Raw genomic sequence first — 19718 nt, forward strand, 5'->3', positions numbered from 1 at the left:
CGTTTAATCGTATTGCCCGCGAATGTAGCCATGATCAGGAACGGGCATTGACACAACGATGCCATCGTCACACCGAGATTTAATGGCTTCCGCGAATACGATAGTGTCAACCAAATAGAATATCGCGGAGCGAGCGAGCTTCAGCGAGTCGAGCGTCAGACGCTCAAATTCGGTGATATCCTGATGGTCCACTGCGAGGGAAGGCGACTTGCGTTCTAGTTTGCCAAAATCATGAAGGACTGTGAACCGGTGCGTGGATGCATTGCGGTAACTTTTGTGCGCCTCCAAGATTCCTAGCCCTCGGCTGTCGTCGTTGGACATGTCATGAAAAATGTTGTGCAGCGCAACCAAGCCGAAATTGCCTGTGGCAAGACACTGAGCGATTTCATTGTGGAGTCGAAACGCCCCCCCTTTTTCTTGCCTACCCCACAAGCCGGCAAAACTCACCTTATGTGCTTTGGGCATTTTCAAATAGCAAGCGATAGCCACGGCAATCTTGTCCAGTATGTCAAAGGCAATACGCTGTGCGCTGGTTAGCGCTGAATAGCGAACTCCGTAGAGCGAGTAGTCCAGTGTATCGGCGTGAGTTGTTGTCTCTAGATACGGTGTATCGATGTCAAATTCGTGGGTTTCGAAGAAGACCTGGCGTGCGAAAGCAAAGTCCGCCTTCATTACGTTCAGCATGGCGTAGATTTCAGGCACTCCATCTTCGTCCTCAAAGGATCTTGTGATTCTTGGGATTGTTAGGACGTCAAAGAGTCCCGACGCATAACCCGCCGAGCTACAGTACAGGTACAGGGCGAGATCGTTTTCTGAGATGAACCGAAGGTACGGTTGTTCGATAGTTTCTTGCGGATTGGGCGGGATCGAACCTGCCATCTCGATTTGTTTTCGCAGATATGGGACCCCAGTGTTGCCGGAGAAGGCGACAAAAGTCTCAAAGTTCTGTTCCGCGTACCCACCCAATGCACGAAACCTCTCTGTGAGCGTTGGCAGGTGCGCGTAGGTCTGATAGGTGTCCGGCTCGCTCTGGAAAAGCTGTGCGAGTTGCTGAAGCAAGGTCATTTCCTTGAGCATGGCGACGGCATTCTTTGGGTATATTCGCTGTGCAGCGCGAAAGTAGTCCAATGCTTCGATCCACCGCGAGGTATCTTGTAAGAGTGTCCCCATGTTAGTCAGCGCCTGTGAGGCTAAGTCTATCGGGGAGTTCTTCGATCTAGCTGCTTGACCAAAGAGAATTCTAGCCTGGAAATGGTCTTCGAACGATTGACCACAAAATGGTGAAGATGGCCCGTAGGTTAATCTCGCACGAGACTGCAGACCATTCGCGAGATTATAGGTTAAGCTTGGGTCAGGATTGGCATTTTTGCGCAATGCCTCCAGCGTTTTCACTCCCTTGTCGACCGTAGCAAGATTTTCTAAGCGCCCGCCGCAATCGATGAGAATAGCGGCTGCGGCAAAGGCTTCCGCCGGACTTTCTCCGAGTTCGGAAACCCGAGCCAACGCAGCAGATGGGTTTTTATCTGCGAGAGTAGTTAGCTCTTCAATCATTTGGGCATTCTTAGACATTCTTGGGTTTCATACTTCACTATTTTTGGGGTCTTGGACCACACTACGCGGCCGTGCCTAGCCAATGTTCTGGCTATTGTGGGCATTGTTAGAATCTGCTTTTGGGGGGCGCTGCAATGCAGAGCACCTAGTCCGAGTCAATGTTGGCTCTGAGCTGAGCGTACATCAGTAGGCTCCGCAAAAGCTGGTGTGAAGGACATCATCCTCCTTAAGCACTTGATCAACCAAATAGAGCGCTGCCCGGATTAGATCTGCGTTGCGATTGCTATCAGGATCGCCGCTCTTTCCTCCATGTAAGAGGTTGTTCCGGACCCCGTTTAGTGCGGCGATCAGCTCCTGAACGGATACAACCTCGCCACGGTCCTGCCAGCTCAGGTGACCACTGTCATCGACAATTTGCTTCTTGGGCGGGGCGTGTATGAGCACCTGAACTTCGTCTGCACGTTTGATCCTATGCCAGAAATCGGCACCTAGTTGATCGTTAGCGAAACGAACCCAATCCACTTCTGCTACCGCCCTTCGACCTGGAACAAAGAAACCCACGTCTTTGAGGGCGAATTCTAGACGCATCATAATATTAAACAGGCGACTGGCCTCGTCCGAGACATCATCTATTTTGGAGTAGTCCACTTCTGGGACTGCCATTCCACACATCCTTGTACAACATCTGCCTTGGATCGGAGTTTGAAGCGGGTTCAGGCTTTCAAACACTGATTGGATCACGAATGACCGCTTTGCGAAAGCTGCAATGCGGCAATAGCAAGTTTAGCGGACGTCTGTTTTGGGCCGATTTCAGACACGTTCGCCTGCGTGTTTCGACGTGTTGATTGCGGCAGCCTCGGCCTCGAACGCGCGTGAAACATCAGCTGCTGCAGACTGACTGGCCCGGATCCGTCGACCGTAGCGAGCCGGCATCTCGGGGGAGGTCCACCTGCCAGCCACCATGATTGATGACAGATCGCAACCTAGCTTGAATGCATCATGGACGCCGCCTACGCGCGTGCTGTGCGCAGATACATCCCTGCGACCGGTACAGCGTTTGATGATGTTCGAGATCGTGGTCGTGTGGAGCGGAATTCTCTTTCCACCCGCTTGGGATTTCATAAGCAGGGGCTCGTCGAGCTGCAGCTTCGCCAGCTCTATCCAGTCCAAGACAGCGCGTGTCCCGCGGCCCGATAGAAACGCATAGGCGCCTTCACCGAACTGATCCGTCTTTGAACGGCGGACATAAAGGAGGCTGGAATCGTCATCTTGCCGGATCAGGTCCTGGACCTTGAACGCTGAAATCTCGGATGCGCGGCACCAGCTATCGGTGGCGATCCACAGAAGTGCTTTATCCCGTATGTGGCGCCGGGAATTCCCAAGCCTCTCGATTGCCTGCACCACCTCCCGTTTCGTCAAAGGCGGGGCCTGCCTGACGTGAGCACCGTATTTTCGCTTCACGCCTTTCAGGGCTAGGTCGACCAAGCGGTGCCTGGTTGGCGACGGAAGAAAGTGGGACCGATGCAGCTCTGCGATCGCCCAGAGCCGGGTTTCGATGGAATTGGCCGCCAGCTTGCCCCCCATCTCGTCGACCCATTGCGCGAGGATCCTTGGATCGATCGGAGGTACAGCAGAGTACTCTCTCTCCTCACACCATTGCCGGAACAGCCGAATGACCATCCGATAGTTTCTCAGCGTCTCAGGGGCGAAGGCTGCTTCGGATCTCTGACGATACTCGGCGATGAGATCTTCTCGACGATCGGCAGCTGTGTTGGCCAAGGTCGTGAGCATTTCTGCACGCTCGGATTGGCGATCGAAAACAAGCTTCATCGAGGCCTCCGCCCAGTGAACCGTTAACCACTTCTTAACCAGATTCGGCTTTTGTCAAAATGGAGATTTTGCCGCTGCCTTTCCGCTAAGCACACAACCGGCAAACCGACAGATCAGAGTGCGAAGGACGACGAATGAATGCTCACCCATGCAATGAGGATACCCAATGGGTCGCAATCGAACTCACGAGATGTGGCGCGGCGGACAGATGGCTACTCGAGATCACAGATGGCAACGGCAAGTCCATCACATGGCCGGACTACTTCTCAACTTCCGAGGCCGCTCTGAAAGCGGCCGAGCAAATCATTGACCGCTGGGACGCTGTTCACTTGGCTGAAGTTCGATCAGGGACCAGTCCCCTAGTTCACTTGGTTCGGACAGATGTAAATATGAAGCTGCGTTAGTCAGCTATACTGGCTGAGACCGCCGCATCTTGAAGGGCGGCCCATGTCCAGTTTGGGACATTCGCTACGTCAGGCATCAAGCGCGGAAAGCGGACCATCGCTGCACCCGCAAATAGCTAATACGCGCCACAATCAGCCGACTGCCTTGGTCACCTGATCCTTCGTCCGTGCGTCTTTGAAAAAACGGTTCGAAGAGAAATTTGCGTCCGACTTCTGCGCTTCAGAATATAACTTCGAGACCAGGGTGACGGCCTCGCCGAGTTTGTCTCTCGCAAGATCATAGTCCCACATGTCGATTTCATCCCGATTGCAGATTTGTCGGATCGCGAACAACACATGGAAAGACCCGTCGATCAATGACATTTCTCCGGCTTCAAGGCTATCGCCCTCTCTGATCTTCTTCCGAACTTCCCTTTTCTTTTGATTCACGATTTGAACCAGTTTGAATGACGTCAGCAAGTTATTAGCCCTGAGATCCTCGGCAAAAACAGTGTCGTAAAGATCTCCGAATAAGGGCCGTTCGCTACCTCAGACATCAAGGGCGGGAAGCCGACCATCGCTGCGGCTGCAGCGAGCTTATGCGGAGATCGAGCAAGCGGACCTTGGTCACGAAAATCTCTGAAGGATCCTTCTACCAGACAGTTCTACTTGGTTTGCTTTCGAGCGTCTCACTCAGAGTCGCTATCCTTCTTGAGCAGCTCTTCCAGGGCCGCAAGATCATCTTCGTTAATATCTGTGAAGAGCGATACCGCCATAGCGCTTGATACCTTTGCTGCGACAGCGTCCCAATCGTCAGAAGGATCAGCGCGTCATTGTAAGCCGAACAGTTTGTGGTCTTGTACTTCGTAGGGGCCCAACGGCTCATACCTCCAGCTATCATACTGGATTCAAACAGTGAATCCCTCAGACCATTTGTGCAACAAAGTCGCGCGAAGCGGTCTTTCGTTGCGCCTGATAGGTGCGTCTTCAGACAATTGATTATGAATCCTGACCCTAACTTGAATTGTATAGTCTTTATCGCGAGAGCTCTGCAGACTGAACGTCCGCCATTATCTCCATTGCGAACCAGTGACAGCGCAATGGCCCCTCATACCGCGCCCACGCGGCATTCACATTTCTTGCAAGAGCAATCTCGCCGGCCATCCCCGGCCTTCAGCCTGCAAAACTGCCGTAGGCTTGGGGCTCCGCCAGCGCCTCGTTTAGCAGGCCTTTCAGTGTGCCGTCCGTGACCGCTGGCAGCGCGACGTGATGCGTGTTGATGCCGTCGAGAATGATCGCCCGGGCGTTCTGTATGTCGTCGATAGCGCGTATGCGGGACATGTCGGGCGCATAGTTACTGCCGACAACTATTGTCAGTTGAAGTTTGGGATTCGACCTAAGCTGTGGGCGTAGATCAAAGGCGTCCAGATCGGCCCCGAATACCTCTGCCATGCCGCGTCGGGCATGGTCCGCGTCATGCGCGTCGGCGGCACCAGGCGTGACAAAACCAGCCAGCGAGATAACGGCATCAGCATCAATTGCAAGGCCGGCGCGCAATGCGGCATATCCGGCGGCTGAACCCCCGATTGCAACCACTCTTCCTGCGCCAAGGTCTTTTATCAGGGAGGCAAGTGCTGTTTGCATTGTTTTTTCATCTGCACCAAGTTCAGGAACGCCCTTGAGGAATATCTGCCCGTAGGGATCGCGCAGATAAATGGTATGGACCGGAAGATCCGCCAAGATCGTATCCAGATACCGGCTGCTGATATAGCTCAGCCCTCCGATCAGGCCTTCAAACACCACAACAGTGTCCTGTGCGCCTCTTTTCCTGACAACCCTGACATCGCTGTCACAAAGCAGCGCTTTGCGGGGGCGCGATTTTCCAAGGGCTTCAAGTGCACCCAGCATGCTGCGTGCGGTTGGGCCTAGGACCTGCGTATTGGCAAGGCCGGTCAAGGTTTCGTGGCCTTCGCTCTTGTATCCGGCGCGCAGGGCGAAAAGCGCATATTGCAGCAACCAGGACGGTTCCGGATCAAAGGTCGTCGCCACCTGTTTGAGGGTCGCAAATATCTTCTTGTCCTCAGCCCGTGTCAGGAAAACGCGATTGAGCCTGTAAACTGTTCGCCATTCCAACGGGTGTATTTCCAGCGCTTGCCGCAGGGCCGACACGGAAAGGTCGAAACGCCCCGCTGCCGCGGCCAGCCTGCAAAGACGGCATAGGGTGACAACATCGTCTTTCCCGGCGCCAACGACGCCTTGCAGATGGTCCACTGCTTGCTCCAATGGCAGTTCCATCGAACTTAACTGATTTCGCACCTTGGCCGCATAGTCAGGCAAAGGCCCGTACCGTTCAGCTTTCTTGAACAGGTCAAGTGCGAGCAGGAAGTCGCCGCCCGCGTCTGCCCGCATCGCGAGGCGCAGCATCAAATGCGTGCTTTGGGGGCGTCTTTCGAGTGCCGCCTTGAGGAACGCGATCTGTGTCTGCAAGGGCACCAAGGCCAACACAACCCCGGTCGCAGCTTTTAGCATGGCTTCGTCAATCTCTGGCTGGCCAAGACCGGCGAGGAAAGATGCCATGGCGGCTTCGGATTGGCCCGCGTTTGCCAGGCTTTTCAGATTTATGTTCCAGACCCAGGGGTTGGCCGGCCAATCCACGGCCAGGTTCGCGGCCAAATCGACGGCCTTTTGGGTTTCATCCTGTGCCATTGCCAACCGCACCTCGGCCAGGCGCGCGGGCAGATGCGAAGGGTTCTGCGCAAGCTGGCTGGTGATCTGGTTCTCTGCCGCATCATAGGCCTTATCGGCGATCATCCCATCCAAGGCCTTGGCGTCCCATTGCATCGAGACACCGGGGGCCGCGCCAATGTCGGCTCGGTTTGCCGACTTGACAGGGTTGGGCGGGGTGGCAGCTAGGGCACCTTGCCGCATGTCTGCGACGGCGTCAGCGAGTGCCGTGTCAATGTCGGCACCTGGAAATATGTCGCCATGCGCCGCCCCTTGCGGCGTTGTGGTAAAGAGCTTCGTTACCACCTTCCAATGGGCGTCAAGCTGCGATGCAATTAAGGCCGGGAGAGGCTGTTTTTCCTGTTTGAGAACGCCGGGCAGGTCCAGCAGCGCGGTTTCCCAGCTTCCGACGACATCATCGCCGCGGTTCATCTGGATAGCCTGGCCTTCGAACTTGTGCAGGTTCGGCACAGCGACCAGCCGCGCTGGTACGCCATAGGCGGCAGCGGTGATCTGGCCGTGCAGTGACGCCCCAAGATAGGCATCCGATCCGGCGATAACGGCGGCAATGTCTTGCAAGGTATCGGCATCTTCGAAAGGGATGGTATGGCGGGGCGCTTCGCGGTTGATTGCCCGGGCCAGTTCATGGTCGCCGTGGCAACGCCCGATAGCGATCAGAACCGCGGTTGCGTTAGAGGCCTCCAGTGCGGCATCCAATTGCTGTGCGAATTCGGCAACAGAGGTCCTGCGCAAGCTGCGCTCCTTGACATGTAATGCGATCACAGGCTGCTTTCTTGGGATTTTCAGTATCTTTCTGACCTTGGCAAAGCGATCCTCCAGGGTCGCTTCGGACCACAGGAGAGGCAGATCGGTTGCAGTGTCAGGCATGACCTCTGGGCGGCGACCTGTCCAGAGGTCCATGGCGTTGGCGCTTTGTGCGTCCCGCACCGCAAAACGGTCGGCGGCCGCTACGACACGCTGCAGCCAGTCAGGGCTGCGCGCCGCGCCCACCGGGGCCAGTACACCCGGCGCATTCCAGGCCACTGGCAAGCCATGGCGCACAGCATGGGCAGTAGCGCCTGCCCACAGCGATGGATACGCGACATCGCTGTAACCGGGCAGGTCAAAGTCGCGGATGTGCACGATGTTTCCGCCGCCGATCAGGATGCCGTCAAAGCTGTCCGCCGTTTTGACAAATTCCGCCAGCGAAATGACCGGAACCGTATCGCGGTAGCGGGTTACCCCGGCGGTCGGTGAGACGGCGACAACATCCATGCCTTCGGACGCAAGCCGTTGTTGTGCCAGCAGTGGAAACAGAAGGTCGCCGTAGTTTTCAACGTCGAAAGTGCCGAAAATCGCGATACGGCGCTGTTTGGAAGCAGGCATGGGATTCTCCGGACCGCAACGGGGGGGGGGTGAAGCGTGAAAAATGAACCAGAACAGACAAGATACGTACCACTGATGGTATGATACTTTGCATCTAATCGCTATGGTTGCAATGATCTGAAATTCAAAGGTTTACCCCATCAGGTGGCGGCAAAACGCAGCCGACAGCTCTCGTAGCCCCGTATTATCGACCATCGGGAGAACTTCCGGTCATTCTGCTGTCCGGTGAACGGTGCTGCAAGGCGAACGGTTGCCAGAGTGGCATCCAATAGGGTGCTAAGGAACAGGCGACTCAACTGGCTGCCGGTGCAGGCAAGAGAGCCGAAGGAAAACGTGGCTGTCTGAAGGCGCGGCCGGTCGAAACGGAAAGCCTCGGGGTCATCCCAAAGCTCGGGATCGCGGTTGGCCGCAGCCAGATCGCTGGATACAAGGGAATGGGGCGGCAAACGTATCTCGCCCAGATCCAGACCAGCGGGTCCGATCTGGCGCGCGACATAGCGCACCGCGCCCAGCAGGCGCTCCACCTCCTGCAGATAGGCCGTGCGAAGTTCCGCGCGATTCCGCAGCCGCTCCTGAAGGTCCGGATTGTCTGCCAGATGCGCAAGCATCAGCCCAGCGGTCTTGGACAGCGGCTCAATTGCCAGAAAGGCGGGGGAAATCAAATGCATCAGCGGAATCGTCTGCCCGGCGGGCCAGGTGACATTCATCGCCGAGAGATTGCCCGTGATGCGGGCTGCCTTCGGCTCCAGCTTGATGAAATCGGGGATTGCCGTCCGGTCGAGGCTGGCCAATATGTCAATGCTGTCGATCTCGATCTCCTGCCCCAGGGCCGCGTTGATCCCAAGTGCTGCGGCGCGCCATTCCATGATCGGCTTTTGCACCACCGTTACCATGGCGTCAGCCTCGGTTTCGCCCGAAGAAACCAGCGCGGCGAGGGGAGACCGGAAATCCTGCGCGGGCAGGCATTCCATAAGCCGTTTAGTGACGGTGATGGCGTCCATGCGCTCCGCGTCGTTTGGGGTGCGGTGCGCGCGGCTGATCTGGCGGGATAGGTGGAAAATACTGTCGAGACCACCGCGCCTTTCACGGAACCGGGAAAACACCCTGAAAGCAAGATCGTCGGTTGTGGTGCCCGGATGCGCCAACACGGCGCGCACATCCCGCATGCGCGAAACCTGCCAATGACCATAGCCGCGCCGCCAGGGCGTCCCGACCAGAATGGGATCGCGATTGGCATCTGCAGCCTCGCGGATCGTTGACGGGCCGAAGGCTTGAGAATTGATTTCCGATGTGCGCATATGCGGGCCTGTCTTTAAAAGAATGGTGCCATCGTGCAGATTAAGCCCAGTGTCTCGCAAACGGAAGGCGCTGAGATGGCGACACCCGATATTTCGATCGCGATCACATGCTGGCGGATGGACCGCGAGTTGCCGCGCACGCTCTGGTCACTGTCGCGCGCTTTTCAGCAGGACGCCGAAGGGCTGAGCTGGGAAATCATCGTGGTCGACAACGGCTCCGAACATCTGCCCATCGCACCAGAGATGATACCGGTCCCGCAAATCATCGCGGCAGGCAACCCCGGCCCCTCGCCGGTCCATGCGATGAACCAGGCGCTGTCACTGGCGCGGGGCAGGATCGTCGGCGCATGGATTGATGGCGCGCGCATGGCCTCATCCGGCCTGCTGGCTGCGGTGGCGCGCGCAGCCGAGGCGCATCCGGCCCCGGTGATTGCAGTTCCCAATCGGCAGTTCGGGTTCGATCGGCAGGCCAGCGCAACGCAACATGGATATGAAAGGTCGACCGAGGACGCGTTGCTGGCGCAGGCCGGCTGGCCTGATCCGGCAGCGGACCTTTTTGCCGTGTCATGGCCCGAAGAGGCCCAGGTCACCGGGCCGATACTGGAATCGAATGCCCTGTTTCTGCATCGCGACACCTGGTCAGCCCTCGGCGGCTTTGATCCCATCTTTACGGAGCCGGGCGGTGGCATGTGCAACCCCGACATGCTGGACCGGGCGCTGAACCACCCCGGTACGCAGTTTATCCGCATGGCCGGGGTGGCGACATTTCATCAGATCCACGGCGGCACATCGACGTCCGACGCTGCACAAGCGATACGAATCGTAAAGGAAGCAACGCGGAACTATCTTCGCTTGCGCGGCAAACCACCGCGCAAGCAGCGCGCGCCCGGCTGGCTGTATGATGCAAGGACAGGCGTGATGACCCGCAGCTAGCCGCCTCGGATATTCGAAATTATCCGGTTACAGCGTTCCGCTTTTGAATTTAGGTAAACGACATCGTCACTTTCCCGAGAGCGCGTAACTTGGGACGGTATTGGCGTTTCAAATTCTACGCGAAGTGCGATAGCGGCCCCAGTGCTTTTGCTCGCCCCGTCCTCCGGTCCTTTGCATATGAAGACATGTCATTCTTGATATGTTTTCGTGTGCAAATCAGAGCCGAGAGCATTTGCCGATAGAGCTTTTCGTTCAGAGTGGGAACCGGTTTGGAACTCCTCGGATATGCGACATAAACAAGTAAGAGTTCGTCGTGTGAATTCGAATGAACGCGACACGCTCTAGCGCGGCTGCTGTACAAGCCCGGCTGCTTCGCGCTGTACCAGAGTGGCTGAATGCCTCAGGATGTCGCGGTAGCGCCGCAAGGCTGCTGGTTCAAGATCGGTTTGGGGCCGCTCTTCCAGAAGATAGGTGGCGTGGTCACGCCCCCGAACTAGCGTGGCATAGCCCTTTTGATCGCCCAGTTGTCTGACATCACCAGCGATATAGCGGATCGCAAATCCGATGCGCCTGCCGGAGGTTGCCTGATTGGGGGCCGACCCATGGACCAGCGTGACATGGTGGAGCGACATTTCACCCGGCTCAAGCGGGCACATCACGGCGCTTGCCTCATCAACGTCGCCCGCGACCTCTTCGCCCAAGGGCAACATTGATGACGGTGCGTTCCTGACCGCGTGTGGGAGCGCGCTCAGGTGGCTGCGCGGCAACACGCGTAGGCACCCGCTCTGGGGTGTGCTTGGGGTCAGGGCAAGCCATGCGGTTAGCCCTTTGGGCGCATCCAGACCCCAGCAGGTGCCATCCTGATGCCAAGGCACCACGCTGGATGATCCGGCATCCTTGGAAAAGAAACTTGATCCCCAGCATAGAATATCTGGCCCGAGAATTTTCTCGACGTGGTCAAGAATACGGTCGTCGTGCACAAGGTCCCAAAGGAACGGATATAGCAGGTGACCTTTCGCATTGAGCCGGGCAAACCCGTCTTGGCCAAGCCGGCGTTCGGCCCGTTCAAGACGGCTCGTAAGGTCAGCCGCCGCCTCTTGCGGCATGACCCTGACGGGGCTGGCAAAACCTTCTCGCGCGAAATCCTGTGCAAAGGTGACTGTCATTGCGGATGATCCACCTGTCCGTTCACTTCGGCAAAATGGCGGTTTTTGGCGTTCCGGATTACCTTTCCTCCCTGGCGAATGATATCGGCGTGCCGCGCCAATGCAGGGGCGGCCATTTCAGCCTCTGGCCGGATTTCAAGAGGAACCTGCGCCAGGTTTTCGCCGCGCACCAGCGTCGCGGTGCCACCTTCCTGGCGGACCCGCGCGGATGTATAGCGGATGGCAAACCCCAAGCGACGGTCATCTGAGGTATTTGGCCCGGACCCATGCAGCACCTGTGGGTGGTGCAGCGACATTTGCCCCGCTTTCAACGTCATCCAGACTGCTTGGCTCAGATCAAGCTGGGCGTCGACCGCCTCTCTGGCGCCCAACATGTTCTTGGCATCACCTGTGTCCAGATGGCGAAGCTGCCGCGCATGTGTGCCGGGAATCGCCTGCATGGCACCAGAATCGGTTGTGGCGTCACTTAGGGCAAGCCAGGCGGTTGCGCCATTGTTTTCATCCAATCCCCAGAATGTGGCATCCTGATGCCAGGCGACATAGCCGTCCGAGTGTGCTGGTTTGTCGATCACGCTGGAGCCGATGCACAGAATGTCCTCTCCCAAAAGGCTGCTGACCCGGTCAACGATACGGGGGTCATGGATCACGTCCCAAAGGTAGGGCATCAGCAGATGAGGCTTAGCGCGCACAAGGCCGGACAAGCGCCCGTGTTTTCGGGCCTCCAACGCCTCGATCTGCGCTCTGAGGGCTTTGGCCTCGTGTTCGGTCATCACGTCAATCGGGTGCAGAACCCCGTCGCGGTGAAAGCTCTCGCATTGGATCGCGTCTAGTCCGGAAGAACGAGTAGGGGACAGCGGCTTCATGCTTCAGAAAGGCTCCATCTCACGCACGTCCGCACCATCCAGTGCGGCCGCGCGCTCTTTTGCAGTGGTGAAAGGCGCTATCGCCCAATTTGGCCCGTCGCGCTCCAGCCCGGTGTTGAAGGCAAGCGCTGCGAAACGCAGTCTTGCTGGCCGATTTGGGGTCGGTCCGGCGGCAAAGGCTGCCGCGATGTTGTCCCAATGGTACCGAAGCTGTTCAGAGGTGGCTTTCGGCAAGGCAGGCGATGGTGCGGCAAGTGCCCGGGGAAGTGCGGCCAGTGCCGCGTCCCAGTTGTTTAAAAGGTCCTGGGGGCGCTCTAGGTGGGCAACCAGACCATCGAATTTCCGATAGGCAGGCCTTGCAACCAAAAGCCCCGGCACGCCATATGCCGTCGCGGCGATGTAGCCATGCAGGGAAGAACCTACATAGGCCCTTGCGTGAGCAAGCAGGGCCGCGACGTCGCGCAACCCCTCGGGCCGGTCAAGCGCAACAGCCCAGACGCCGCGATCGCGGAGTGTCGCCGCAAGCTCGCGGGCGATGCGGTCATCGGCGTGGGCTGTGCCCAACCCGATCAGGACAGGCGTCAGGTCCAGCGACCGGCAAGCTGCCGCCAGTCCGTTTACAAAGGACGGGATCGGTTCACCGCCAAGAGATCTTTGCCGCACGTGAACGGCCAGAATGCGATCCTGCCGGTCCAACCCTAGCTGCGCGCAAAGGCGAAAAAAGTCATCGACCAATCCGTCCCGAGGCCAGACCCGGTCCAACCCCAGGATCGGGTCCGGCACGATCGTGGCTGTCGGGACATTAGCCATGCGCGCGGACCCTGCATCCCGCAGGGAAAGGTAATCCGCAGCGGCAAAGGCTGCGGCGGCGAGGACTTCAACACGCGGGCGCAAAGGGTGCGGTACGCCCGGCGCATTCCAGGCAATGGGCACGTCACGTAACGCCGCAGCGAGGGTCGACCCCAGCCAAACGGAGGGCGCGACCGCCGCACCAATGCCTTGACCGCGATATTCCATCATGGTGTCCATTCGGTGCGTATGCACGATGTAGCCGCCTCCGATCAGGATGCCTGCAAATGACCTGCCAGGATCGAGAGCCGACCACACGGGACGGCTCGGCACTGCCTGCTTGAGGTTGATCGTGGCCCCGGTCGGCGAAAGCGCCTGCACTTGGTATCCGCGTAGGCCCAGTTCATGCGCCGCCACCACGGGAAACATCAGGTCTCCGAAGTTGAGCATGTCGAACATGCCTGAAATCAGAACATTGTTGGAGCATTCTGATCCGGGCCCGACCGATGTCATATTGTGGCAGAACGTTCGCTGATCCGCTGCGCGATATGCGAAGACAGCGCCGCAACGGAAGGGTTGTCGAAGACCTCGCTCGGGCTGACCTCAATTTCGTATTGTTCTTCCATCATTCCGCACATGATGGTGATCTCGACGGAATCCAGACCATAATTGTCGAACCGCTCGTTGACCGGGAAAGAGTCTTTCGGCATGTCGATCACAGATGAAATGTAGTTCACCATCCAGTCGCTGATCGCAGTCGCGCGCATGGTGTCCTCCGAAGCTGCTATGATGGGCATGGACGTCCTTTCAGCGGTGGAACGAAGAATAACAATTGACTTCAGATGCTATAATTCTTTTCCTCAGACGACAACCAAAAGGACAATCATGTCAAGAGAATGCGCCCTGAGATTGAAAGAAAGTGATTATGATTTCGCCATTCTTCATCCAGCTCTGCGCCGCCTTTTTGGTGCAAGCGATCTGTACAACTATGGCTATTGGCGCGATGCCGATGGTGGGCAGGTTGCCACATTACCTGAGGCCGCCAAAAGGCTGGTCCAACTGCATGTAGAGACCGATCCGGGGCGTGGCAACACCCGTCGCGTTCTTGACGTTGGATGCGGGCTTGGCGCATGCACCGAGATGTTCGCAGCTGCCTACTCGGACGCAGAAATCACCGGAGTCAACTACTCCGCGCGCCAGATCGCCCATGCCAAACTCAATCATGCCGGTCCCCGTACCGAGTTTCATCAGATGGACGCAACGGCGATGGATTTTCCGGACCAGACCTTTGACTGCATCCACTCTGTCGAAGCCGCCATGCATTTTCAGCCGCGCCGCAGCTTTTTTGAAGAGGTGCTCAGGCTTCTTGTGCCCGGCGGACGGTTGATCCTGACCGATGTCCTGGCGCGCAGGCCGACGACCTTCATTCCCGCCGTCAACAGCGAAGCCTCCGTCAGCGACTATTCCCGAACCTTGATAGATGTAGGTCTGGAACAGGTCGAAATTATCGACATCCTGGACGATACCGCCGCGCCGTTTGCCAAGGCCATGCATGCCAATGCGATGCACGCCTACGGGCGCGCCATCGAGCAAGATGTTTCAGGCTATCTTCTGGTTTATGCCGTGAAACCCGGCTGACCCTGGTTTGTCCCGGATGCATTGCGCGCCGGATCGTGCCAACAGGCTGGTCCGTGTTGCGGGATGTGGCCCACCCGGGGGCGCAACCACTGTCCTTGCCATTGCCAGAACCTCAGCAGCGGTTCACTTTCCCGCGGCTTGCGGCGGCGGGGTGTCAACGTACCAGCAGCGTCGCCTGTCAAATGGGTAGCCCGGCAGGTCGGGGGCTGTTGGGTCCGCCGCTGTCACGGCGCGGGTATCAAGCGCCGCACCGGCAAGATGCAGGCCAAGCAGGGCTGCCGGGATCTCTCCGGTCGGGCAACGGACGGTGACAGCGCCGTTGCGACCGGCATCCGGTGCAACGAGGTCCGGGCAGGCTCGGCAAAGGGTTTCAAACGCGGCGTGGGACAACGGTTCCGGCGTTTCAAGCATGACAGGCCCCACAAGGCGTTCGGGGACTTGCGTCGGCTCGGACGTGATCTTGCCCGCCGCCGCCCTGGCCTCTGCGATGGTCCCTGCCTGAAACCCTGCGCGCAGGCTCAAACCGACCCAGCGGCGCGTTACCATGGCCGACAATTGGCGCAAGCAGACCTGCGGATTGTCCAGTGCGACAAGAAGCTGTCTTGCCCGGTTGCATAGCGCCGCAGGACTGGCGGCAGAGAGTAAGAAAAGGTGGCCACCTGCTGTTGATCGGGCGATAGCGCTGGGCGCTGCCACTGCACAGTCTTCGGCAGAACAGACGATCGCATGGCAATTCAACCCGCTGATGCCGAACGAGCTGACACCTGCAATCCGGCGAGGGCTTTGCCATGGCCCTGTGCTTAGCGGCACGTGAAGCGGAAGCGCTTTCCAGTCGATTCGAGGGGAAGGGTTTTCAAAACCTGACTGTCCCGGCAGCATGTTGTCCCGCACCATCAAAACCGCCTTGATCAAGCCCGCAATGCCCGCTGCCGCTTCCAGATGGCCGACAGCGGCCTTGATCGACCCAAGCGCGGCGGAGGGATGCTTTCTGTCGGCAAAGACCTCTGCCAGCGCCAGTGTTTCGATTGCGTCGCCAACTGCTGTTGCGGATCCATGCGCCTCGATTGCGCCGATATCGTCCACCGTTACCCCGGCAGACCGCATCGCCCGTGTGATGACCCGGACCTGTCCTGCGCGGGACGGAGCGCTCAAGCCGTTGCTGCGCCCATCCTGGCCGGTTGCCCAACCCGGCAAAACGGCGTGGATGCGGTCATGATCGGCCAGCGCATCCGGCAGCCGCTTGAGAACCACGATCCCGCAGCCCTCTGACCGGACGAACCCATCCGCACGCGCTTCGAAAGGATGTGTCTGGCCCGTCCGGGACAAGACATTCATTTTCCCCAATGCCATGAAACCGGCTGGATTCAGGAGCACATTGACACCGCCAGCCAACGCAATATCGCAGTGGCCCAGGCGCAGCGCGTCACCCGCCTGGGTCACGGCTGTCAGTCCTGAAGAACAGGCCGTATCCACTGTCAAAGACGGCCCGGTCAGGCCAAGGCAGTAACTGACCCTGCCGGAAACTGCGGCGTTCTGCACAGCATTTGGCAGATGAGCATTGCCGGAAAATCCCGTTGTGCGCGCTATCTGCATCGCATGATCGGACGATGCCACGCCGACATAAACGCCGGCGGAAGTGCCGTCGAGATTGGCAGGAGACAGGCCCGCGTCCTCCAGCGCATGCCAGGCCATTTCCAGGACCAGGCGCTGCTGGGGGTCCAGCAAGGGCGCTTCGCTGCCAGAGATGCGAAACGGGTGGCGATCAAAACTGTCGATGTTGTCCACCAGCCCCACCGCCCGGACCGGCAACCGTTCCGTTCCCATAAGAGCCAGACGTGCCGACGGGACGGGACCGGTTCCGATGCGGCCGGTCCGCAACATGTCCGCCAGATCCGCCACGGAATCTGCCCCCGGAAACCGACAGGCCATGCCAACAACTGCAATGGGGACCCGATCCATCATGTTTCTGGCGCTTTCATGCGGGCTGCCAGGGTCGTTGCCAACAGGCGCGGGTCGGAAAGATCAAAGAGCTCTTCGGTCAGTACTTGGGCCCCGATCGCGCTTTCAAGGTCAAGCAACAGGTCGGTCATCATCAGTGAATCAAGTCCTTGGTCGCTCCAGGGCAGATCGGGATCGACCTCGTCTAAAGGGGCATCTGTGGCGGCAGCGACCCATGCCAAAAAGAAATCGAGCAGGCCAACAGCATCCGGCGGACCGTGCCGGGCTGTCTCGGCCAGTGCCCTGATTGCGACAAGCTGGGTTTGCCTCGATTTCGAGAGATCCGGCCTCCAATCGCACAGCACCTGCTGCGGCGCGCTTTGCAGCCGGGCAAGGCTGGCGCTGCGCCTGATCTTGCCACTCGATGTCCATTGCAACGTGCCGGGCCGAACCAGCACCACACGATCCGCCTCGACCCCGGTTTCCGCCATCAGCCGCCGCCAAAGACGCGATGCAAGGTCTATGTGGTCGTTGTTCTCTGCCGTCACAGGCGCGGTGTCCCGGTTGGGTGAAATCTCTGCCATGACCACGACTTCATTCTCGCTGGTTTGCCGAAGCGAAATGCGGCTGCGACGAACATGGGGTTCTGCCCCATCCAGAACCAGTTCAAGATCGGCGGCATGCAAGCTACGTCCGTGCCACAGCACGATGTCTTTCATCCGCCCGGTGACAAAAAGCTCGTCATCAAGCAGGAACCCGGTATCGCCACTGCGAAGGTAGGGACCTTCCCCCGTTGCCGTATAGGCACCGAAAGTCCTTCGGCTGTCTTCGGGCAATCCCAGATAGCCGCTGCCCATGCTATCCCCTGCAATCCAGATCTCCCCGATCCGGTTCGGCGGGCAGGGATGTAGTGTATCGGGTGCAACGATCTTTACACCACCTGTTGTCCGGACCGGCCCGGAAGAAACAAGGCAGCGGCCCGTGCCGCTCTTGGTGGTGACGACGCTGCCCTGTTCCATTGCCTTGGGGTCGAACCATCGGGATGTGGCCCCTTTGCCCCGACTTGCACCGGAGACCAGAAGCGTGGCTTCCGCCAATCCATAGCAGGGCAGGAATGCCTGTGGCTCGAAACCACACTCCGCAAAGGCTTGCGCAAAATTGTTCAACGTCTTCGACTGCACCGGTTCGGCCCCGTTCAATGCTGTCCGCCACGCGCGCAAGTCCAGCTCGGACCTGCGGGTTTGCGGGATTGTCCGCACACAAAGATCAAAGGCAAAGTTCGGTGCAACCGAGATGGTTGCCTTGAAACGGCTGATCGCTTCCAGCCACCGAATAGGCCGTTTGATGAATACGGTCGGAGAGAGCACGTAGGTGATACCCCCGTACCAGAGGTTGAACAGCAATCCGCCCATCAGCCCCATGTCATGTTCCGGCGGCAGCCAGGTCAGGGCCCGCTCTTCTGCGCGTGGTTGTACCGCTGAGGCAATCGCCTGCTGCACCGCAGTCAGGGCGGCGTGCGTCACCATTACCCCGCGCGGCGCGCTGGTTGAGCCGGAGGTATATTGCACGATCGCAACGTCCTTGGGATGGATAACCGGCAGCGGCACGTCCCCTTGTGCGGCTCCCAGCTTTGCAAGGTCGTCGATGCGGAGCAAGCTATGCCCCTCAAACAGACCGTCTGCCGCTGCCGCATCAATTTCCGCTTGGCTCGCACCTGTCAGAATTGCCACGCAACCGGCCTTTTGTAGGATCGCTGCTGCACGCGACCGCATGGCGGACCCTGCCGGTAAGGCGACAGGAACTGCGGCACATCCTGCCATGAGAATGGCGATAAGCCCGGTCACGAAGGCAGGCCCATGACTGCACATCAGGGCGACCCTCTCCCCTTTTCCACAGCCCACCACCAAAAGCCCCTGCGCCATGGTGCGCGCGTTATCTCCCAGAGCACCATAGGTCAGTTCCTGCGATGGACCTGCGGGGGTCAGGTAATGAAAAGCGACCTCTTCGGTCCGGGATTGCGCATGCGACATGACAACCGCAGGCAATAAGTCGCCGGAAGCCAGACCAGGGCGGCGCGCGATATCGGCAATGTCCGTCATCTCCTGTCCTTTGAGGTGAATGTCACAGCTTCGAGTTGCAAGTCGAGCGGAGGTATCATCCTATGTGCGGGTGGCGCAAAGCGAAAACGGGACAAATGACAGGAACTGAACCAAAGCTTTTGATTATCGGCTTTTCGAACGTGGCCACAAAAAGTGGCTTTTCCATCCCGACGATCGAACGCCTCAAATCCGGTTGGCCGGGTCTGAAAGCCTTTCGCGTCGGCTTGGGCGCGCTGCAGCCACAGGTCATCCCCCCCTACATCCGTACCGCGGCAGAGACTTTGGGGCCGTTTACCCATGTACTCTTGGAAATCAACTCTTCGGCCTACGCCATGCATCCGCTTTCGACCGAGGAGAATGGCCGTGAGCTGCTGGCCGATATTCTTCTCACCGTTCAGGACTGTGGGGCAGAGGCGGCGTTCATGTTGCACCTGCGGCACTGGACGCGGCAGATCTATGTTGATTTCGACGCTCTTGTTCGCCGCTTCTGCACGGAACTGGATCTGCCTATGATCGACCTGGCCGAAGGCTGGATCGCACAACACGGGGCCAGCCAGATTGCGGCATGGATGCGCGACGAGACCCACACCACAAAGGAGGGCGGCGAAGCCATGGCAGAAACATTGACGCCCTTTCTGATCGACTTTCTGAACAGGAAGCCGTCGTTGACTGGGCGAAGTCTGCCGCGCCCGCGCATGCGGCGCGGTGTCTTGCCGACCGCACCGATGCTGGCGGGTTGGCCGAGGGAGCAACATGAATGCCTTGGCTTGCCGCTTGATTTTGCTCGGATCGAGGAGGCCGAGGCCAGGATTCAGCTTGGCCGGACGGTAAGGGCGCAGGGCCTTGTCTATATGTTTCATCGCGCGGGTGGGCGCAATAGTGTGGCACTGGAGCCCTCCGGTGAAGCTTTGCCCCTGACCACGATTGATCCCAACAGCAACGTCTCTCGGGTCGGCGTATTGGCCTTTGACAGAATGCGCGGATTCGACCTTCAGGGATTGACGATCTCGTCTACAGAACCCGCCGAGGACATCCATTTGCACAAGGGCGTCCGGGAAAGGCCATTGCGGATATATGTCGGGCCGATCCTGACCCTTGAACCTGTGCAAGACTGACGGGC

The 19718-nt window shown here is 58.6% G+C and carries 15 protein-coding genes; 3 read left to right on the plus strand and 12 right to left on the minus strand.

Annotated features, from left to right (window positions below; all coding sequences use genetic code 11):
• Positions 1-3: 3 nt before the first annotated feature.
• From BOO69_RS14150 to BOO69_RS14180, 6 genes are all read right to left on the minus strand, one after another.
• On the minus strand, positions 4-1551 hold the full coding sequence (locus BOO69_RS14150; protein WP_156874935.1) for an LA2681 family HEPN domain-containing protein: 1548 nt from the start codon (positions 1549-1551) through the stop codon (positions 4-6).
• Between the two features lie 183 nt (positions 1552-1734).
• Positions 1735-2214 (minus strand): hypothetical protein, encoded by a 480-nt coding sequence (locus BOO69_RS14155; protein ID WP_071972758.1) that lies wholly within the window; start codon positions 2212-2214, stop codon positions 1735-1737.
• A gap of 147 nt (positions 2215-2361) precedes the next feature.
• A complete protein-coding gene (locus BOO69_RS14160; RefSeq protein WP_071972759.1) occupies positions 2362-3381 on the minus strand; it encodes a tyrosine-type recombinase/integrase in 1020 nt (339 codons plus the stop codon).
• Positions 3382-3917: 536 nt separating this feature from the next.
• Positions 3918-4244 (minus strand): hypothetical protein, encoded by a 327-nt coding sequence (locus tag BOO69_RS14170; RefSeq protein WP_156874936.1) that lies wholly within the window; start codon positions 4242-4244, stop codon positions 3918-3920.
• Between the two features lie 693 nt (positions 4245-4937).
• A complete protein-coding gene (locus tag BOO69_RS14175) occupies positions 4938-7874 on the minus strand; it encodes a polysaccharide pyruvyl transferase family protein (protein WP_071972762.1) in 2937 nt (978 codons plus the stop codon).
• 140 nt (positions 7875-8014) lie between these two features.
• Positions 8015-9172, minus strand: a complete 1158-nt coding sequence (locus BOO69_RS14180) for a cytochrome P450 (protein WP_071972763.1) — start codon at positions 9170-9172, stop codon at positions 8015-8017.
• A gap of 75 nt (positions 9173-9247) precedes the next feature.
• Between BOO69_RS14180 and BOO69_RS14185 the strand changes: the two genes are divergently transcribed.
• Positions 9248-10105: a glycosyltransferase family A protein gene (locus BOO69_RS14185; RefSeq protein ID WP_071972764.1), complete on the plus strand. Its 858-nt coding sequence runs from the start codon at positions 9248-9250 to the stop codon at positions 10103-10105.
• A gap of 341 nt (positions 10106-10446) precedes the next feature.
• Here the strand turns inward: BOO69_RS14185 and BOO69_RS14190 are convergent, their stop codons facing one another.
• The 4 genes from BOO69_RS14190 to BOO69_RS14205 form a co-directional block, all read right to left on the minus strand.
• Positions 10447-11271 carry a phytanoyl-CoA dioxygenase family protein gene (locus BOO69_RS14190; RefSeq protein WP_071972765.1) on the minus strand — a complete coding sequence of 275 codons (825 nt, stop codon included), beginning with the start codon at positions 11269-11271 and terminating at the stop codon, positions 10447-10449.
• A complete protein-coding gene (locus tag BOO69_RS14195; protein ID WP_071972766.1) occupies positions 11268-12134 on the minus strand; it encodes a phytanoyl-CoA dioxygenase family protein in 867 nt (288 codons plus the stop codon). The genes BOO69_RS14190 and BOO69_RS14195 overlap by 4 nt, the downstream gene beginning before the upstream one ends.
• 3 nt (positions 12135-12137) lie before the next feature.
• Positions 12138-13340, minus strand: a complete 1203-nt coding sequence (locus BOO69_RS14200) for a polysaccharide pyruvyl transferase family protein (RefSeq protein ID WP_172839548.1) — start codon at positions 13338-13340, stop codon at positions 12138-12140.
• Between the two features lie 92 nt (positions 13341-13432).
• Positions 13433-13720, minus strand: coding sequence for an acyl carrier protein (locus BOO69_RS14205; RefSeq protein ID WP_071972768.1), 288 nt, complete (start codon positions 13718-13720; stop codon positions 13433-13435).
• Positions 13721-13832: 112 nt separating this feature from the next.
• Here BOO69_RS14205 and BOO69_RS14210 point away from each other — a divergent pair, with 112 nt between their 5' ends.
• The gene (locus tag BOO69_RS14210; protein WP_071972769.1) at positions 13833-14561 is read left to right on the plus strand and encodes a class I SAM-dependent methyltransferase; all 729 of its coding nucleotides are present in this window, start codon (positions 13833-13835) and stop codon (positions 14559-14561) included.
• Positions 14562-14684: 123 nt separating this feature from the next.
• On the opposite strand, the gene BOO69_RS14215 is transcribed toward BOO69_RS14210, so the two are convergent.
• Positions 14685-16523 (minus strand): beta-ketoacyl [acyl carrier protein] synthase domain-containing protein, encoded by a 1839-nt coding sequence (locus BOO69_RS14215; protein ID WP_071972770.1) that lies wholly within the window; start codon positions 16521-16523, stop codon positions 14685-14687.
• Complete coding sequence (locus BOO69_RS14220; protein ID WP_071972771.1) at positions 16520-18598, minus strand: AMP-binding protein; 2079 nt, start codon at positions 18596-18598, stop codon at positions 16520-16522. The genes BOO69_RS14215 and BOO69_RS14220 overlap by 4 nt, the downstream gene beginning before the upstream one ends.
• Before the next feature lie 95 nt (positions 18599-18693).
• Here BOO69_RS14220 and BOO69_RS14225 point away from each other — a divergent pair, with 95 nt between their 5' ends.
• A complete protein-coding gene (locus BOO69_RS14225; protein WP_156874937.1) occupies positions 18694-19713 on the plus strand; it encodes a hypothetical protein in 1020 nt (339 codons plus the stop codon).
• Positions 19714-19718 lie beyond the last annotated feature (5 nt).

This window comes from Sulfitobacter alexandrii (assembly GCF_001886735.1).
Classification (GTDB): domain Bacteria; phylum Pseudomonadota; class Alphaproteobacteria; order Rhodobacterales; family Rhodobacteraceae; genus Sulfitobacter; species Sulfitobacter alexandrii.

What these genes read in the sequence shown, in the direction of transcription:
- BOO69_RS14150 (WP_156874935.1), bottom strand. Translation starts at nt 1,551, where the DNA reads ATGATTGAAGAGCTAACTACTCTCGCAGATAAAAACCCATCTGCTGCG.
- BOO69_RS14155 (WP_071972758.1), bottom strand. Translation starts at nt 2,214, where the DNA reads ATGGCAGTCCCAGAAGTGGACTACTCCAAAATAGATGATGTCTCGGAC.
- BOO69_RS14160 (WP_071972759.1), bottom strand. Translation starts at nt 3,381, where the DNA reads ATGAAGCTTGTTTTCGATCGCCAATCCGAGCGTGCAGAAATGCTCACG.
- BOO69_RS14175 (WP_071972762.1), bottom strand. Translation starts at nt 7,874, where the DNA reads ATGCCTGCTTCCAAACAGCGCCGTATCGCGATTTTCGGCACTTTCGAC.
- BOO69_RS14180 (WP_071972763.1), bottom strand. Translation starts at nt 9,172, where the DNA reads ATGCGCACATCGGAAATCAATTCTCAAGCCTTCGGCCCGTCAACGATC.
- BOO69_RS14185 (WP_071972764.1), top strand. Translation starts at nt 9,248, where the DNA reads ATGGCGACACCCGATATTTCGATCGCGATCACATGCTGGCGGATGGAC.
- BOO69_RS14190 (WP_071972765.1), bottom strand. Translation starts at nt 11,271, where the DNA reads ATGACAGTCACCTTTGCACAGGATTTCGCGCGAGAAGGTTTTGCCAGC.
- BOO69_RS14195 (WP_071972766.1), bottom strand. Translation starts at nt 12,134, where the DNA reads ATGAAGCCGCTGTCCCCTACTCGTTCTTCCGGACTAGACGCGATCCAA.
- BOO69_RS14205 (WP_071972768.1), bottom strand. Translation starts at nt 13,720, where the DNA reads ATGCCCATCATAGCAGCTTCGGAGGACACCATGCGCGCGACTGCGATC.
- BOO69_RS14215 (WP_071972770.1), bottom strand. Translation starts at nt 16,523, where the DNA reads ATGATGGATCGGGTCCCCATTGCAGTTGTTGGCATGGCCTGTCGGTTT.
- BOO69_RS14220 (WP_071972771.1), bottom strand. Translation starts at nt 18,598, where the DNA reads ATGACGGACATTGCCGATATCGCGCGCCGCCCTGGTCTGGCTTCCGGC.
- BOO69_RS14225 (WP_156874937.1), top strand. Translation starts at nt 18,694, where the DNA reads ATGACAGGAACTGAACCAAAGCTTTTGATTATCGGCTTTTCGAACGTG.